Annotated in this window: 9 protein-coding genes and 2 pseudogenes; 8 read left to right on the top strand and 3 right to left on the bottom strand. The window is 65.8% G+C overall.

The annotated features are described in order from the left end of the window. The first annotated feature begins 11 nt into the window (after positions 1 to 11). The 4 genes and pseudogenes from ACSJJT_RS10440 to ACSJJT_RS10425 form a co-directional block, all read left to right on the top strand. Positions 12 to 2075, top strand: a complete 2064-nt coding sequence (locus tag ACSJJT_RS10440) for a magnesium chelatase subunit D family protein (RefSeq protein ID WP_435918311.1) — start codon at positions 12 to 14, stop codon at positions 2073 to 2075. 1 nt (position 2076) lies between these two features. Beyond that, positions 2077 to 3069 (top strand): magnesium chelatase ATPase subunit I, encoded by a 993-nt coding sequence (locus ACSJJT_RS10435; RefSeq protein WP_435918216.1) that lies wholly within the window; start codon positions 2077 to 2079, stop codon positions 3067 to 3069. Between the two features lie 134 nt (positions 3070 to 3203). Continuing rightward, positions 3204 to 4838: an ABC transporter transmembrane domain-containing protein gene (locus ACSJJT_RS10430; RefSeq protein ID WP_435918310.1), complete on the top strand. Its 1635-nt coding sequence runs from the start codon at positions 3204 to 3206 to the stop codon at positions 4836 to 4838. Then, a pseudogene (locus ACSJJT_RS10425) lies at positions 4835 to 6574 on the top strand (ABC transporter ATP-binding protein); the annotation flags it as partial. The gene ACSJJT_RS10430 and the pseudogene ACSJJT_RS10425, both read left to right, overlap by 4 nt. Before the next feature lie 152 nt (positions 6575 to 6726). Here ACSJJT_RS10425 and ACSJJT_RS10420 read toward each other — a convergent pair. Further along, a complete protein-coding gene (locus ACSJJT_RS10420) occupies positions 6727 to 8178 on the bottom strand; it encodes a catalase (protein ID WP_435918215.1) in 1452 nt (483 codons plus the stop codon). A 227-nt stretch (positions 8179 to 8405) separates the two neighbouring features. Here ACSJJT_RS10420 and ACSJJT_RS10415 point away from each other — a divergent pair, with 227 nt between their 5' ends. From ACSJJT_RS10415 to ACSJJT_RS10400, 4 genes and pseudogenes are all read left to right on the top strand, one after another. Then, entirely contained in the window at positions 8406 to 8681 is a 276-nt protein-coding gene (locus ACSJJT_RS10415; protein ID WP_435918214.1) for a GNAT family N-acetyltransferase, read from the top strand. A gap of 84 nt (positions 8682 to 8765) precedes the next feature. Beyond that, the gene (locus tag ACSJJT_RS10410; protein ID WP_500861883.1) at positions 8766 to 9905 is read left to right on the top strand and encodes a DUF8744 domain-containing protein; all 1140 of its coding nucleotides are present in this window, start codon (positions 8766 to 8768) and stop codon (positions 9903 to 9905) included. Beyond that, positions 9898 to 12675: a multicopper oxidase domain-containing protein gene (locus tag ACSJJT_RS10405; RefSeq protein WP_435918212.1), complete on the top strand. Its 2778-nt coding sequence runs from the start codon at positions 9898 to 9900 to the stop codon at positions 12673 to 12675. The genes ACSJJT_RS10410 and ACSJJT_RS10405 overlap by 8 nt, the downstream gene beginning before the upstream one ends. Continuing rightward, positions 12672 to 13235, top strand: a pseudogene (locus ACSJJT_RS10400) (helix-turn-helix transcriptional regulator); the annotation flags it as partial. The gene ACSJJT_RS10405 and the pseudogene ACSJJT_RS10400, both read left to right, overlap by 4 nt. Before the next feature lie 76 nt (positions 13236 to 13311). On the opposite strand, the gene ACSJJT_RS10395 reads toward ACSJJT_RS10400, so the two are convergent. Then, positions 13312 to 14469: a 6-phosphofructokinase gene (locus ACSJJT_RS10395; protein WP_435918211.1), complete on the bottom strand. Its 1158-nt coding sequence runs from the start codon at positions 14467 to 14469 to the stop codon at positions 13312 to 13314. A gap of 583 nt (positions 14470 to 15052) precedes the next feature. Then, positions 15053 to 17419, bottom strand: a complete 2367-nt coding sequence (locus ACSJJT_RS10390) for a glycogen/starch/alpha-glucan phosphorylase (protein ID WP_435918210.1) — start codon at positions 17417 to 17419, stop codon at positions 15053 to 15055. Positions 17420 to 17444: the final 25 nt, after the last annotated feature.

Genomic DNA, 17444 nt, shown 5'->3' with positions numbered 1-17444 from the left:
CGTCTGTTCCGATGATCTACCCGTTCACCGCCGTCGTCGGGCAGGACGAGGCCAGGAGCGCCCTGCTGCTGTGCGCCGTCAATCCTCGTATTGGCGGGGTGCTGCTCAGCGGGGAGAAGGGGACGGCCAAGTCGACGGTGGTCCGTGGCCTGGCCGAGTTGCTTCCCGGTCGGGTGATGCGCACCCTGGCACTGGGGACCACCGAGGACCGTCTCGTCGGTGGGCTGGATCTCGAGGCCACCCTGGCCACCGGCCGTCCAGTGCTGCAGCCCGGGTTGCTCAGTGAGGTCGATGGTGGGGTGCTCTACGTCGACGAGGTCAACCTCCTCGACGACCATCTCGTCGACCTGGTCATCGACGCCTGCGCCGGCACACTCCGGGTGGAGCGGGAGGGCCTGACAGCCACCCTGGCAAGCCGCTTCGTCCTAGTCGGGACCATGAACCCGGAGGAAGGTGCGCTGCGCCCCCAGTTGCTGGACCGGTTCGGACTGTGCGTCGAGGTGCACGGCGAGTCGGACCCGGACACCCGCGCCGAGATCATCCGTCGTCGTCTCGACCACGACGCCGACCCAACTGGGTTCGCACGCCGTTGGCAGGACGACCAGGAACGTCAGACCGCGGCCATCAGCAGGGCACAGCGCATCGTCGACCAGATCGCGCTGAACCGCACCGTCACCGAGCTCATCTGCTCGCTGTGCCGACACAACCACGTCGCCGGGCACCGGGGCGACGTCGTCATGGCAGAGGCCACTCGTGCCCATGCTGCCCTGGCCGGCCGCAGGACTGCCACCGAGGACGACGTGTTGGCGGTCAGCGAGATGGTGCTGCGACACCGCCGACGTGACGAGACGCCGGCTGACCCTCCCCCACCGCGAGACCAGCACCCCGAGAACCGTCCGGACCGGCCCGAGGACCCCTCCCGCAATCCTGATTCCACCCCCGAGGGGTCCGATCCACCTCAGAACTCGGAGCAGGGCCCCGACCCAGGCGTGGAAAATCTGCATGGGAACGACGATGCTGCCACCTCAGGTGGCACACCGGGCGATCACGCGCACGATGACCACGGCAACGCCGAGGACAGCGACCCCGATGACGATCTGGCAGGCGGGAACCAGCAGTCCGAGGGCCAGCGCGACGCGGATCGCGACAGCACCAAGAACCCATCCCACGGCAGCGACCAGGTGGCCGCCCTGGGTGAGGCATTCGCCGTGCGCCCCCTGGAACCCGAGCAGGATCGCCTCTCCCGGCGGGCCTCGGGGCGACGCCTGCGCACCCGTAGCGAGGGCCGTCGCGGCCGTTACGTCTCGTCCCGCCCCACCGACCGTCCCGACGATCTCGCCCTGGACGCCACCCTGCGAGCCGCAGCGATCCACCAGAAGTCGCGGCGGACCGGCCCGCACCGCTCGGGCAAGACGCCCTCCAGCGGGGCGATTCGCATCGAACCCGTCGACTGGCGTGCCAAGGTGCGGGTCGGTCGAGCTGGCTCCTGCGTGATCCTCGTCGTCGACTCCTCAGGGTCGATGGGGTCACGTGGCCGGATGACCGCATCCAAGGGGGCCGTGCTCTCACTACTACTCGACGCCTACGTCAAACGTGACCGGGTCTGCCTCATCGGGTTTCGTCGGGACCGGGCCGAGGTGCTGGTCCCGGTGACCTCCTCGGTGGAGGTGGCCCAGCGCTGCCTCGCCGAGCTGCCCGTCGGCGGACGCACCCCACTGGCAGCTGGACTGGTCAAGGCCTGTGAGGTGGTTCGCCCGCTGCTGCTCAAGGACCCCGAGCTGCGGCCGCTGCTGGTGCTCGTCACCGACGGACGCGGCAACGTCGGTCTGGACGCACGACCCAACGGTCGAGCCACCGACGAGGCAATCGCGTTGGCAACCGAGATCGGTGCCGACCGACGTCTCAGCTGGGTCGTCATCGACACCGAGGATCCACGCGGCATCCGGTTGTCCCGTGCTCGCGACATCGCCGCCGCGTTGGGCGGGCCGTGCCTGCACATCGACGACCTGCGCGCCGACGACCTCGTCAACGTCGTCTGCCAACTCGACCCCACTGCTCCCCGAAAGGACTGCTGACATGGCACCACGTCCCGTCTACCCCTTCTGCGCCATCGTCGGACAGGAGGAGATGAAACTCGCCCTCATCCTCGCCACCATCAGCCCCGACCTGTCCGGGGTGCTCATCCGCGGCGAGAAGGGCACCGCCAAGTCCACTGCGGTCCGCGGTCTGGCAGCCCTGCTCCCGCAGCACCGGGAGGTTTCCGGTGCCTACCACCTGTCCCCCGAGGAGTACTCGGCCCACGCCGAGGAGCTTGGCCTGCCGGCAACCATGCCCGAGCCGCGTACCGTCCAGGTGCCGGTCGTCGACCTGCCGGTGGGGGCCACCGAGGATCGCGTCACCGGCACCCTCGACATGGAGACTGCCCTGCGGGAGGGACGACGTCGCTTCGAACCCGGTCTGTTGGCTGCGGCCCACCGGGCGATCCTCTACGTCGACGAGGTCAACCTGCTCGACGACCACGTCGTCGACCTGCTGCTGGACTCGGCTGCCATGGGGGTCAACACCGTCGAGCGCGAGGGGGTCAGCGTCACCCATCCGGCACGGTTCACCCTGGTCGGCACCATGAACCCCGAGGAGGGAGAACTGCGTCCCCAGCTGCTCGACCGGTTCGGCCTGTGCGTCACCGTCGGTGGGGAGGACGACCCCGAGCAGCGCATCGAGGTCATCCGGCGTCGGCTGGCCTTCGAGGATGATCCGGCCAACTTCACGCGCAAGTGGGAACAGCAGGGCCACCAGATCAGCGAGAGGATCGGGCACGCCACCGAGCTCGTCAAGGAGGTCCAGATCGACGACGAGACCCTCATGACGGTCGCCCGCACCTGCATCAACGCCCATGTCGACGGCCACCGCGCCGACATCATGATGGTGCGGGCCGCTCGTGCCCTGGCAGCGTGGGAGGAACGCACCACGATCACCACCGAGAACCTCACCCAGGCCGCCCGGCTCGTCCTGCCGCACCGCATGAGGCGGCGTCCCCTCGAGTCGGTCGGCGGGCCGGGGGCAGCGTGATACGTACTGTCCACCGTCATTGGCGGCCGAGGCTGAGGTGGCTGCCCCACATCCCGAAACAGACCCCACCACCCTTTGACGTCTCCCTCATCAACGTCAACGAGGTCCACGAGGGCCGGGCCGTGGTGCGTCAGATGTCTCACGACGGGAAGCGGTGGCTGCTGCCCGGCTCGATCGCCTCAGCCCTCGTCAGCCTGGTCAACATCGGGGTGCCGATGGCCCTTGGCCGCGCCATCGATGACGGAGTGGTCGCGGCCAACGCCGCTGTCCTCGCCGGATGGCTGGCCCTGGTGGCGCTGGCCTACGTGGCCCGCGCGGTTGCCCAGACGGTGCGGATGCAGACCAATGTCGGTGCCGCACTGGCCGAGCACGACCTTCGCGTCCAGGCCCTCGACCGCATCACCGCCCCGGAGGGAATCGGGGGAAGGTCCCGCCTTCCCGGTGATCTCCTCGCCGTCGTCGTCACCGACGTCCGGGCAGTGTCACGGGCCTTCATCGCCCTGGCCTCGATCCCCGGCAACATCGTCACCCTGCTCGGTTCCCTCGTCGCGATGGCCCTCATCAACGGCTGGCTCGTGCTCGCAACGGTGTGCATCGTCCCGCTGCTCATCCTGCTGTCGGTCAAGGGGGTCGCCCCGGTCAAACGCAGCACCCGCCGGGAACGACGAGCCGAGGCCGCGGCAGCTGGGTCCGCCGCCGATCTCACCAGCGGACTGCGCGTCATCCAGGGTCTGTCAGCCGAGCATCGCGCCACCGAGCGGTTTCGGGTGGTCAGCCGAGAGGGGTTGGCGGCCAGCCTGCGCAACCGGCGGGTCAAGGGGGTTTACACCGGCATCATCAATGCTTCCGTCGGGGTTTTCATCACGGCACTGACGGTGCTCGCCGGATGGCTCACCCTCAAGGGTCACATCAGTGTCGGACAGCTCGTCACCGTGGTGGGTCTGGCGCAGACTCTCGGCCCGCCGCTTCGGGCCCTCGGCGTCGACACCGCATCCATGTTGGCCAGTGCGAACGCCTCCGGGGACAGATTCTGCGAGCTTCGGGACAGTCCGGCTGCCTGGCCGGTCCACCCCGACGACGGGGCTCGCACCACTCCCGGAGACGGCCCGGTGTCGCTCCACGTTCCTGTCGAGGAGCCGGACTTCTGTCTGGACGTCCCCGCCGGGACCCACCTGGGGATCGTCGCTCCACAACACGTGTGTGATGCCCTCGCCAACGCCATCGACCATGGCCCCCGAACCCTTCTCAACGGGGTGGCGGCCAGCCGCCTCAACCCTTCCCAGCGGCGACGTCTGGTCCTGGTGGCTCCACGCTGCCCAGAACTCTTCGACGACACTGCGCGGTCCAACATCGTGCTGGAGCGCCAGACGACGGTGGCCAAGCTCAACGCCGTCGTCGCCGCCGCCGCTCTGGACACCGTCGCCAAGGTGCTGCCGCGTGGTCTGGAGACCGAGGTCGGAGAGGGCGGACGTCATGTCTCCGGAGGCCAGCGTCAGCGGCTGGCCCTGGCGAGAGCGCTGCTGCACTCCCCTGACGGTCTGGTGCTGATTGACCCCACCACCAGCATCGACGCCGTCACGACCGCCACCATCGCGGAGCGGCTGCACGAGTTGAGGAAGGGACGCACCACCGTCATCGCCACCACCTCCCCGGCCCTGCTGGACCGGATGGACGAGGTGGTCATGCTCGACGGCGACGGTCGCGAGGTCGCCCGCGCCCCACACCGCGAGTTGCTGACCCGCGAGAACTACCGGGGGATGCTGTCATGAGCACTTCCCATTGGCTACCACTCGCCACTGCCGCCCAGGTTCGTCAGGACGTCCAACGGGCAGCACGTGGCGTGCGCGGGTACTTCGTCGGAGCGATCATGGTGATCACGGCGGCGGCCCTGCTGGACCTGGCCGTGCCGATGGCAACCGGGTGGATCATTGACGCCGCCCGGGCCCACCGTCCGCCATCATCCCTGCTCACCCCTGCCCTCGCCATGGCCGTTGCAGTGGTCGGGTCGGGGATCTGCAATGGTGCGGCCCAGGCCCTGACGCCTTCCTTCTTCACGACCATCGTCACCCGGTTACGGGAGTCGATGATCCAGGTCGGACTAGGGCTGGACCAGCAGCGGGTGGAGAGGGCCGGTACCGCCGACCTGGTCTCGCGCGCGTCCGACGACGTCCAAGCGGTACGCGATGCGGCGAATGGAGCCCTTCCACGCCTTGTCAACACCATGATCATGGTCATCGTGTCAGTGGGTGCGCTGGCCAGCCTGCATCCGGCCTTCTTCATCCCGGTGCTCCTCGCGGGGGTTCTCTACGGCCTGGCGATCCGGGAGTTCCTGCGTACTGCCCCGCCCGTGTACCGAGCTGAGAGACGGGCCTCGACGACCCAGTCGCAGCACATCCTCTCGACCATCCACGGGCTCGACGTGGTGCGGGCCTTCGGGCTGGAGAACCTGCGTACTCGAACGGTGGCAGGCGGATCCTGGCAGGCCATCCGATGGGGCCTTCGCGGACGATTCCTCGGGAACACGCTGGTCGTCAGGCTGTTGGCCGGGGAGGCCGTGGCAACCATTGGCGTCGCGTGGACGGGATACCTGCTCGTCGCCAGCAACAAGCTCAGCGTCGGTGCGGCCGCGACGGCGGTCCTGGTGTTGCTGAGGGTGTTCTCCCCAGCGCGGTTCCTGCTGATGTTCCTCAACAACCTGCAGGCCGCGTGGGTGTGTCTGCAGCGAGTGGTGGGTGTCATCCATGCCCGTCACGAGGAGCCGACCGTCGTCGAGCACACCCACCAGGGCCCGACGTCGGTTCACGTGGAAGGGCTGAGTTTCGGTTATCAGGACGGTCCGGAGGTTCTGCACGAGGTGAGCCTGACCATTCCTGCCGGGCACACCATGGTGCTCGTCGGGGAGTCCGGTGCTGGCAAGTCGACTCTGGCAGCACTCGTGGCAGGCCTGCTGGAACCTCGGTCTGGTCAGGTCGCCATGTCCCCAGCCCATGCCCGAACCGTGCTCATCAGCCAGGAAATCCACACCTTCTCGGGAAGCCTTCTCGACGACGTGGCGCTCGGGTTGCCGACCACCGTCGAGGACTGGTCTGACGACCAGGTTCGCGAGGCCGTCCTGGACGCTCTGGAACAGGTCGGTGCCGAGTGGGTGGAGAATCTGCCCGACGGCGTCGACACCGTGGTGGGACGACTGGGAACTCGGCTCTCCCCGGCCCAGGCCCAACAGGTGGCACTGGCCCGGGCCCTGCTGGCGGATCCCCCAGTCATCATCCTGGACGAGGCGACAGCCGAAGCCGGTAGCTCGGGAGCGGCTGCCCTCGACCGAGCCGCCGCTGAGGTCGTCACGGGAAGGACCGCTCTGGTGGTCGCTCACCGATTGTCCCAGGTGGCGATGGCCGACGAGGTCGCGGTCATGGAGGACGGGCGGATCGTGGAGGTCGGGCCTCCCGAACAGCTGTGCGCGGGCGACGGTCCTTTCGCCCAGCTGTGGCAGGTGTGGTCGAGCCAGCGTTGGGCCGCTCTCAGCCACACAGCTGCGCCACCGTCCGACGCCTACGCCGCGAACGACCGACGCAACTGACAGAAAAAATGGCGCAGTTGGAAAGAGATGGTCCCCGAGAACCTCCATTCCCCGGGGACCACGAGTGGGTCAGAGCGACATCACATGGTGGACTCCACCTTGTCAGCGATACCGGCATCGATGTTGCGCCAGTAGGTCAGGGTGTTGCCGATGACCGGCTCCTCCATGTCGAAGTTGGTCAGCAGATCGACCAGGGTGTCGACGAGGTCGCTGCGCTCCTTATCGGAGAAGACGTCATGGACCAAGGTGTGAGCCTGACCGAAGTCGTCGTCCTCAGTGTGCAGGGTCTGGGCGGCGCGAACGAGGTCGCCGTCGGTCTCCCAGCTGGTCTCCGAGCCGAGACGGTAGCCGGTGGCGTAGTCGCGGCGATAGGAGTTCGGGGCGTAGGTCGGGGCGGAACCGGCATGCTCGTAGACCATCTGGCCGTCAAAGGTGTACTGGTTCGTCGCGACGGTCGGACGGTTCACGGGCAGCTGCTCGTAGTTGACGCCCAGACGGTTGCGGGCGGCGTCGTTGTAGGCGAAGACGCGACCCAGCAGCATGCGATCGGGTGACAGACCCGTGCCCTCGACGGTGTTGAACGGGGAGAAGGCCGCCTGCTCGATCTCGGCGAAGAAGTTCTCCGGATTGCGCTCCAGGGTGAATGTGCCGATGGTGTGCAGCGGGTAGTCCTGGTGCGGCCACACCTTGGTGATGTCGAACGGGTTGAACCGGTAATCCTTGGCGTCCTCGTAGGGCATGAGCTGCACCTTGACGGTCCAGGACGGGTAGTCCCCGTCGGCGATGTGGTTGAACAGGTCCTCGCGATGAATGTCAGGGTGATCGCCGACGATGGCCTTGGCCTGGTCGGCGGTCATGTTGTGGACGCCCTGGTCGCTGATGAAGTGGTACTTCACCCAGGTGATCTTGCCCTCGGCGTTCACCCACGAGTAGGTGTGCGAGGAGTAGCCGTTCATGGTGCGGTAGCTGAGCGGAATGCCTCGCGGTCCCATGAGGTAGGCGACCTGGTGCGCCGACTCCGGGGAGAGACTCCAGTAGTCGTACATCATGTTCGGGCTACGCAGGCCGGAGTTCGGCAGCCGCTTCTGGGAACGGATGAAGTGCGGGAACTTCATCGGATCGCGCATGAAGAACACCGGAGTGTTGTTGCCGACCATGTCGAAGTTGCCCTCGTCGGTGTAGAACTTCAGCGAGAATCCGCGAACGTCACGCCAGGTGTCGGGGCTGCCGAGTTCACCTGCGACCGTGGAGAACCGGGCCAGCATCGGAGTGTCCTTGCCCTTCTGCAGGAAACCGGCCTTGGTGTACTCCGAGACGTCTGCGGTGACCTCGAGGTGGCCGAAGGCGCCGGAGCCCTTGGCGTGCGGTTTGCGCTCGGGGATGTTCTCGCGGTTGAAGTGTGCGAGGGTGTCAACCAGGTGAGCGTCGTGCAGTAGCACCGGACCGTCGGCGCCGACAGTCAGGGAATATTCATCGCTGGGCGCCGGGGAACCGTTCGTAGTGGTTGACGGCTTGCTGGGATCAATGGGCATGACGCCTCCGTTCATCGGGTACGTCCCACCCTGCCCCCGTGACAGGCTGTATCCAAGGGGGCAGTCACGTCGCGCTCGACACCGCGGCTCGTTGTGGCAAACGTGTGTAGTAATACCCCGGTCACCACCAGAGGTGGCAGTGGTCCCCGTCCCGAACGGGATTACCACACGCCGGCACGAGCGCCATCAACGTTGGGCTACCGAAGGCCGCGGACAACAATGGAGCCATGACAACCGTCACCAGGAATGACCAGAAGTCGCGGTACGAGGCTCACATTGGCGGTGGGCTCGCCGGGTTTGCCGACTTTCGACACGAGGGGAACGTCGTCGTCATGCCTCACACCGAAGTGTTCAACGCCTTCGGTGGTCAAGGTGTTGGAGGCGCGCTTGCCCGCTTCGCCCTTGACGACATCGCCTCCCAGGGTCTGGCGGTGCGACCAGACTGTTCCTTTATCAGGGGTTGGTTGGACAAGCATCCCGACCACCCCGCGAATGTGGCCTGAACTCAGCTCGGAACCACGGGGCTGGTGCAGCTGGCGGGAGCACACATAGTATTTTGAGGATCCGATAGTCGAAAAAGGATTCTCGTGCCCATGCCCTCCACCGGATCGCACTCCACCAGATCGCGTCGCGCCTGGCTCATGGTCGGGGCCGGCGTCGCTCTCCTGGCCGGTCTCGATGGCGCCTTGCTCCTCCTCGGTGTGTGGTCGCCCGTGATGTCGTCGCGGCTGGCCGCCTGGCACGGCCCTCTCATGGTCCTCGGATTCATCGGCACCGTCATCTGCCTGGAACGGGCGATCGCCCTCGGGGCACGTCTCGGCTATTGCGTCCCGGCCATTTCAGGGCTCGGTGTCATCGTCTTGCTGACGCCCAGCCCGCCATGGCTCGGTCTGGCCCTGCTCGCCCTGGCCCAACTCGGACTGCTGGGCATATACGTCCCGTTGTGGAGACGCAGCCACGACGATGCGACGGTCATCCAAATCACGGGGGCATTCTGCGCCGCGGGTGCCGCCGCCCTCCTCACCTCAGGGGCCGAGGTGCCCGACGTCGTCGGATGGTTGGCCTGCTACCTCATCCTGACGATCTGTGGGGAAAGACTCGAGCTTTCTCGTCTCACGATGTCGCGCAATCGCGCCCTCCCGGGACTGTGTCTGGCAGTCGTGGCAGCCCTCCTCGTCTGCGTGGTGAGCCCACAGATCGGGTACCGAGTACTGGGAGTCGTGCTCGTCGCTCTGGCGGCGTGGCTGTGTCGCAACGACGTCGCCCGCGGTGGGGTGCGCCGCGGCGGTCAGGGCGCCTACATCGGCATCCTGCTCATGGTCGGCTATCTGTGGCTCGGGGTGGCCGGCCTTGCATGGGCGGTCAGCGGACCCGTCACCTCCGGTAGAGCCTACGATGCCGTCGTCCACTCAGTATTCCTTGGATTCACGATGGGGATGATCCTCGGCCACGCCCCTATCATCCTGCCGGCTGTGTTGCGCGCACGACTCGAGTGGACGACATGGTTCTGGCTGCCAGCGTTCCTGCTGGAGGCCTCTTTGCTGGCACGTGTCGGAATCGGTGACGGCCTGGGCCGACCCGCCGTTGTGCAAGCTGGCGGCGTCATCAATGTGATCAGCCTCGTAGCCCTGGTGGCCGTCGTCGCCGCCCACGTCCGACCCCGCAACCAGTCCGGACCACACCCGCAATCCACACCTTGCGTCCAGTCAGGAGAGGCTCATGCCTGAAATCTCCCCCGTCGGTCACAAACCCGACACCAACAAACGCAATTGGCACCGTAAAGCCTCACGTCCGGTCTCCGGGTGGCTAGCGGCACTACTCATCGTGGCGATCACGAGCCCGTGGATCCCACAGTCGCGCTGGCTGTTGGTACACATGGTCACCTTGGGCGTCGCGACGACGTCAATCATGGTGTGGGGGCAATACTTCACCGAGGCGATCTTGCACAACAGCCTCACTGACACCGACCGTCGTCGCCAAGTGTTGCGTATCAGACTCTTGACGGTCGGCATCATCGTCACCTGTATGGGAATGGTGGCGACGTGGCCGTGGGTGACCGTCGGCGGGGCAGTGGTGGTCGGATGCGTGCTGACGTGGTACGCCTTCGCCTTGGCTCGCCAAGTCGGCCACGCGTTGCCGGGACGGTTCGCCTCCACGGTGTGGTTTTATTGCGCGGCCGCTAGTGTGCTGCCGCTGGGAGCGGCTCTCGGCGCGATTATGGCCTTTTCTCCCACTGAACCGTGGCGGACTCGTCTGTTGGTGGCTCACCAGGCGCTCAACCTGCTTGGGTTCGTGGGACTGACCGTCGTTGGCACCCTGGTCACGCTATGGCCCACGGTTTTGCGCACCAAGATGCAGCCTTCCCAGGATCGCCACGGCAAGATTGCGCTCTACATCATGCTCGGTGCGGTTGTGGTGACAACCACCGGGGCGCTGGCCGGGCTGTGGTGGCTGGCAGCCCTTGGGGTAACGGCGCACATCGTCGGGATCTGCATCGTGCTGGGCGACCTGGTGGCTTGCGCCATCCACAAGCCGCCGCGCGACTTCCCCGGATTCACCATGGGTGCCGCCATCTGCTGGATGCTGGTGTGGCTTGTCTGGCTGACGTGGAAGCTGGCAGTCAACGGAACCGGGCTGCTGGCTGACGACATCTTCACCCTCTCGGTGCCCGTCATCGTCGGTTTCCTGCTCCAGCTCCTCGTCGGAGCCATGAGTTACCTCATGCCGATGGTCATGGGTGGCGGGCCGAAGATCGTCCGGGCCACCAATGCCAAGATGCACGCCTTCGGATCGCTGCGAGCCACCATCACCAACGCCGGGCTCGTGCTGTGGGTGCTCGCCATAGGCACCTGGACTCGTCGCATCGGCATGGTGATGGCCGTCGCCGGGCTGGCGACATTCCTGCCTGCCACCGCAGCGATGGTGCGCACCGGCATTCCCCTCCTCAAGGAGAAGGGACGCCAGATGGCGGGCAGGACGGCCGCTGCCGAGAAGGGGACACCCACGGTCTCCTCCGGCAAGGCGACCGTCTCGTCTGCTGCCAAGCCCGCAGACACCACGTCCACAGGCTCCGACGCACCGAACCGTTCCGCCGTCGCCGGGATCACACCCAAGGGTGTCGACCCGGCTGTCACCGCTCCGACTGATCGTCGCTCCTTCGTCGGAGCCTTTGCCGGTGTTGCCACCGCCCTGACAGCAGCCGCCGTCGGTCACCGACTGGACCAGAACACGCCTGTCGAGGACGCCGATGGCCCAACAGCGGTCGCCGGGAAGGTGTCCCCCACCGGCCACACGACGACGGTCAGCGTCACTGCCGAGGGAATGAAGTACCACCCCAGCACCATCAGCGTCCCGGCCGGTGACGAGCTCGTCGTCGAGATCACCAACACGGACCGCAACCAAGTCCACGACCTGCAGTTCGCCAATGGCGCTCATTCACCACGCCTCGACCCGGGGGCCCGCGCGACCGTCAATGCTGGAATCATCACCGGCCCGACCGAGGGCTGGTGCACCATCGTCGGCCACAAGTCGATGGGGATGGTGCTCAAGGTTCAGGTAAGCGGGGTGTCAGGAGCCGGCGAGCACGACGACCACATGGGCTCAACGGATCCTCGCCGCACGATCGACCTCACCAAGGCTCCCGGCAAGGGGTTCGAGACCCGTGACGCCGTCGTCCCCCCGCTGCTGGCCGGACGCGTCCACAAGATGACCCTGACCGCAAAGGAGTCGGTGCAGGAGATCGCCCCGGGAACGACCATCGACGCCATGACCTACAACGGCCGCTACATGGCCCCGGTCGTCCACGCCCGGATCGGAGACGAGATGCGCGTGCACCTGGTCAACAAGGGGACAATGGGACACTCTCTCGACTTCCACGCCGGCACCGTGTCGCCCGACAAAGTCATGCGCACCATTGCACCGGGCCAGGAACTGGACTACAACTTCACCCTGCACCGCGCCGGGATCTGGCTCTACCACTGCTCCACCATGCCGATGTCTGCCCACATCGCGGCTGGCATGTTCGGCGCCGTCATCGTCGCCCCACACGACCTGCCGCGCGCCGATCGCGAGTACTACCTGGTGCAGTCGGAGACCTACCTCAGCGAGCACAACGGGGCCGAGGTCAACATGGCCAAGATAGCCAACGAGACCCCTGACCTGACGATGTTCAACGGTCACGCCAACCAGTACGTCTTCGAGCCGCTGAAGGCCAAGGCCGGGGAGCGAGTACGCATCTGGGTGCTGGCAGCCGGACCGAGCCGCGGGTGCTCCTTCCACGTCGTCGGGACCCAGTTCGACACCGTCTTCAAGGAGGGCGCCTACACCCTCAAGCGTGGCAATCCGGAGGGCGGGGGCTGCCAGGCCCTCGGCCTGTCCAGTGCCCAGGGTGGTTTCGTCGAGATGGTCTTCAAGGAGCCGGGCCACTACACCTTCGTCAACCACTCCTTCGTGGAGATGGAGCGCGGTGCCCGGGGAATCATTGAGGTGACGGCATGAGTGAGACCAGCCTGGTCGACCCAGGGTCCGAGAAAAGGGTCGACAAGGTTGCCGACGCGCTGCAGAAACGAGGCGGGTCCGCCACCAGCGCTGAAGTGGCCGCTGACCTGGGGATCCACCCCTCGACGGCGCGGTTCCACCTCGACCGCCTCGTCGAACAGGGACGCGTCGGGACCGCTCGTGAGCATCGCGCCACTCGAGGCCGTCCACACACCGTCTTCACCCTCGTCAACGACGAGGGACCGCGCGCCTACCGGCTGCTGGCCCAGATGCTGGTCGAGGACGTTGCCACCAGCGACGATCCCATCTCGACAGCCACACGCATAGGTCAGCGCTGGGGATGTCACCGTCTCGGGGACCTCGTCGCAGTCCTTGACGACATGGGCTTCTCCCCCGCCCCCGAGGAGGAAGAAATTGTGCTGCGTCACTGCCCCTTCCTGGACCTCGCCCTCGATCACCCACAGGTGGTCTGTGCCCTGCACTGCGGGGTCGTTGAGGGTGTGACGGGAAAAGCGGCGACCATCGACGCCAATCCAGGGACACGGTGCGTGGTCCACACCGTCGCCTGGAAGCCGTCGACACAACGGATGGTGCCCACAGGGCAGGGCCGCGGGCATCACAACTCAGTCAAGGAGGTCAGTCGCCAAGGCCCGTTCCGACCTCACGGGCTGCCTCAACCCACGGATGGTCCGCGGGCACGTACTTGACCTTGCCCGCGACCTCCTTAAGGGGAACGGTCGTCGTGTCCCCACCCTTGGCGGCCACCATGATGCCGAACTCACCGTCGTCGACGAGTTTGGCACCCATGGTTCCCAGGCGGGTGGCGAGCAGCCGGTCGTGGGCACACGGGATACCGCCGCGCTGCACGTAACCCAGGATCGAGACCCTCGACTCCAGACCGGTGGCCTCCTCGAGCCGGGCCGCGAGCTTGAGGGTGTTGTCGCGCATCGAGTGCTCGAGATCCTTCTTGGCCTTCTTGGCGGCAGCCTTCGTCTCCGAGGTCTTGGAGGCGTCGACGAGGGCCCGAGCCCCAGCCATGGCAGCCGAGTCAGCCTCGTCACGAGCTCCCTCGGCCACCGCGATCACGGAGAAGTTGAGCCCCTGCTTCCGACGGCTCTCCACCGCTTCGACAATGGAGTCAACCTTGTAGGGCACCTCGGGCAACAGGATGACGTCGGCCCCACCGGCGATGCCAGACCCTAGGGCAAGCCAGCCAGCACGGTGGCCCATGATCTCGGCCAGGATGATGCGGTGGTGGGAGTGGGCGGTGGAGTGCAGCCGATCGATGGCGTCCGTGGCGATCTCGAGCGCCGTCGAGAATCCGAAGGAGTCATCGGTCCCGACGATGTCGTTGTCAATGGTCTTGGGCAGGTGTAGGACGTTGAGTCCAGCCTTGGCGAGCTTGTAGGCATTCTTGGACGTGCCACCGCCACCCAAGGTGACCAGGGCATCGAGTCCCAGTTTCTCGTAATTGTCGACGATGGTGGGGACCATGTCCTTTTCCTCGCCATCAATGATCATGCGATTGACCTTGTCACGGCTGGTTCCAAGAATGGTTCCCCCGACAGTCAGGATGCCAGAGAGGGCACCTGGCCCCAGAATGATGGTGCGGTTGTCCGCCAGCCCGAGAAAGCCATCTTGAATACCAATCAGCTCCATGTCGTGCTGTCGGATGGCTGCCTTGCCAAATCCACGGATTGCGGCATTGAGTCCAGGGCAGTCACCACCAGCGGTGAGGATGCCGACCTTCTTCTTGGACATGACGACTCCTGATCTGTGTCGAGTGTGCTCCATCCTTCCATGAATGGCGTCACCAGCTGAAGGGTGTCGACGATGCTGCCGGTCTCCGTGGCAATCGGGTTCGTCGTCACGTCGGTTGCCAATCGTTGTGGCAGGCGGCGCCCTACCCAGCATGATTGCCACAGCGGTGACAAGGAGAAGCGGCGGGTGCGGGGTAACCGCACCCGTCAATACTCGAACGGCGGGTATCAGGCGCCCGCCCCCACCGTGGTAAACCCGCGAGGAACGGCGGAGGATGCCACTCCCCGTGGCACGGCACCCCCATTCCCACCGAATCACCACAGCCGCCGACGTCGGGCAGCAATTCACGTACGCCCCGACGGCACCGACGAGATGCGCCGGTTCTGCCAAGTGGCCCAGGTCGCCGTCGATCTAGCCCAGGAGGCGCAATGCCCGTAGCCACGAGGATCGCGGCAGCCCACCTCAGGGTCAGACGCAACGCAAGCCAACAAGGAATCGAGCGCAGCCATCGAGCAGTTCATCATCGGACCGATGACGTCGGCATCGTGGGCCTGCCTACTCGCACTAACCGCTCGAGCGCTCTGCTGATCCGACACCCGGGTGGGCCGACCCCCTCTCAGGATATCGGCGTGGGATCCAGCTTCCACACCTGCTCGGCGTAGTCGCGGATGGTGCGGTCCGAGGAGAACCGGCCGGACTTGGTGATGTTCACCCACGCCTTGCGGGCCCAGCCGCGGTCATCGGCATGGTCGGCAGCCATGGCATCCTTGACGGTGCGGTAGGACTCGAAGTCACCGAGCACGTAGTAGACGTCAGGGCCCTCCCAGCCGGGCTCCATGAGGCTCTGACGCAGGTCGTGGAACCAGCCGGAACCATTGTCGTCGAGGGTGCCGTCGGTCAGTGCATCGATGACTCGTTTGAGACCGGGCACGTTCTCGTAGTACCAGCGCGGGTCGTATCCGCGCTTGAGTACGGGCAGCTGCTCCTCGGTGGCGCCGAAGATGTAGGCGTTCTCGTCACCGACGGCGTCGAGGATCTCGACGTTGGCCCCGTCGAGGGTGCCCAGAGTGAGCGCGCCGTTCATCATGAACTTCATGTTCGAGGTGCCCGAGGCCTCCTTGCCGGCCATCGAGATCTGCTCGGAGACGTCGGCAGCCGGGATGATGTGCTCGGCTGGGGAGACGTTGTAGTTGTGGACGAAGACGGCCTTGATGCGACCGTTGATGTCCTCATCATTGTTGACCAGGCGAGCCACCTCGTTGATGAATTTGATGATCGCCTTGGCGTGGATGTAGCCGGGAGCGGCCTTGGCTCCGAAGACGAAGACTCGTTTGGGGACGTCGAGGGTCGGGTCGTCCTTGAGACGGAAGTACAGATCCAGCACGTAGAAGGCGTTGAGCAGCTGACGCTTGTACTCGTGCAGCCGCTTGATCTGGACGTCGAAGATGGCATCCGGATCGACCTCGACTCCCTCGCGCTCGGCCACCCAGGTCGCGAAGTCGACCTTGTTGGCGTGCTTGATCTCGTTGATACGGTCGTAAACCGAGTCGTCCACGGAGTCGGTGTGGTTGGCGAGCACCGAAAGGTCCTTGACCCAGGCGTCGGACCCGGTGACCTCGGTCAGCAGGGCTGCCAGACGCGGGTTGCACTGGTTGAGCCAACGCCGCGGGGTGACGCCGTTGGTCTTGTTGTTGAACCGCTCCGGCCAGATCGCGTGCCACTCCTTGAGGGTTTCGCGCTTGATGATCTCGGTGTGCAGGGCGGCGACACCGTTGATCGAGTACGAGGCGTAACAGGCGATCCACGCCATCCGCACCTGGTTGCCCGAGACCGGAGCCATGTACTCGATGGTCTGGCCGTCGAGGCCGCGCTTGCCCATGTCCTCACGGAAGCGACGATCAATCTCACGGACGATCTCGCAGATGCGCGGGAAGAGACGATCGAAGATCTGCATCTCCCACTTCTCAAGAGCCTCGGCCAGCACGGTGTGGTTGGTGTAGGCGAAGGTGTGGGTAACGATCTCCCAAGCCTCGTCCCAGCCCATGCCGTGCTCATCGAGCAGGATGCGCATGAGCTCGGGGATGGACAGCACCGGGTGGGTGTCGTTGAGCTGGATGGAGTTGTACTTGGCGAAGTCGGCGAGGTCCTCGCCGTGGTGCTTGACGTAATTGTCAACGATCTCCTGCAAGGAGGCCGAGCAGAAGAAGTACTGCTGACGGACCCGCAGCACCTTGCCCTCGAAGGTGGTGTCGTTGGGGTACAGCACACGCGAGATGTCGGAGGTGCGCTCCCGCTCGACGATGGCGTCGGTGAAGCGCTGGGAGTTGAAGGCCTGGTAGTCGAACTGCTCCATCGGCTCGGCCTTCCACAACCGCAGGGTTCCGACGTTGCGAGTTCCGTAACCGGTGATCGGCATGTCGTGGGGGATGGCACGCACCCACATGTCGGCGTAGCGGACGATGCGCTGCTGCTCCTCGCGGCGGATGACGAAGGGGTAGCCCTCCTCCATCCACGGGTCCGGGTGCTCGGTCTGGAAACCGTTGTCGAAGAGCTGCTTGAACAGGCCGTAACGGTAGAGGATGCCGTAGCCGGTAACGGGCAGTTCCAGGGTGGCGCAGGAGTCGAGGAAGCAGGCGGCCAGACGACCGAGGCCACCGTTGCCGAGGGCTGCGTCCGGCTCCTGCTCGAGCACCTGGGACAGGTCGATGCCGAAGCTGGCCAGGGCCTCCCGGGTCTCGTCGACCAGGCCGAGGTTCGACAGGTTATTGAGCAGGGCTCGTCCCATGAGGAACTCGGCGGAGAAGTAGTGCTCCTGACGTCCTGCCTTGTAGACGGCGTCAGTGGCCTCCCAGTCGTCGGCAATGCGGCCCACGACGGAGGCTGACAGTCCCTGCCACACCTCCATGGGGGTCGACGCGGCGACGGAACGTCCCGAGGTCGATCGCACCTGGGATGTGATTGCTGAAGTCAGATCCTGAGTCATGTGCCCTTCCTTGGTTGGGAGGATC

The sequence above is a fragment of the Cutibacterium nasicola genome (assembly GCF_051303185.1).
Lineage (GTDB): Bacteria > Actinomycetota > Actinomycetes > Propionibacteriales > Propionibacteriaceae > Cutibacterium.
The sequence above is the reverse complement of the archived record's forward strand: the minus strand, read 5'-3'. Positions and strand labels throughout refer to the sequence as shown.